This is a genomic window from Agrococcus sp. HG114, from assembly GCF_024723325.1.
GTDB lineage: Bacteria > Actinomycetota > Actinomycetes > Actinomycetales > Microbacteriaceae > Agrococcus.
In genome coordinates this window covers 1-433 of the sequence record NZ_JANQCH010000284.1, presented here as the reverse complement: position 1 = coordinate 433, position 433 = coordinate 1, and the positions used below count along the sequence as shown (strand labels likewise).

The 433-nt window shown below is 46.2% G+C and carries 1 protein-coding gene; it reads left to right on the top strand.

What is annotated here, in order from left to right:
* A partial coding sequence (locus tag NWP09_RS13260; RefSeq protein ID WP_258275942.1) for an AAA domain-containing protein occupies window positions 1–403 on the top strand: 403 nt, incomplete at its 5' end.
* Window positions 404–433: the final 30 nt, after the last annotated feature.

Genomic DNA, 433 nt, shown 5'->3' with positions numbered 1-433 from the left:
AGCCGACCTGTTGAAAAGCCTGATTGAAAAGCGCCTGCAGGAAAACCCAGACTTAAGGGACGACATCTATGTGATCTCCCCATTTAGAAATGTCGCTTATAAACTCGCCCAAGTCTTAGATAAAATTGGCTTCACACAACGGGAAAATGGCAAAACAACAAACATCGGAACCGTCCACACCTTCCAAGGAAAGGAAGCAAAAATCGTCTACTTCGTCCTCGGAGCCGACACCAACAGCAGCGGCACAGCAAGATGGGCTGTCTCTGACTCCAACATGATGAACGTCGCAGCCCCCCGAGCAAAAGAAGAATTCTATATAATCGGCGACAAAAAACTATATGCCTCACTTGGGAGTGAAGTAGCGAATAAAACGATAGCGATTATTGAGGATTATAATGGGTGAGAGGGTGGGGATGTAGCACAGATATATCTC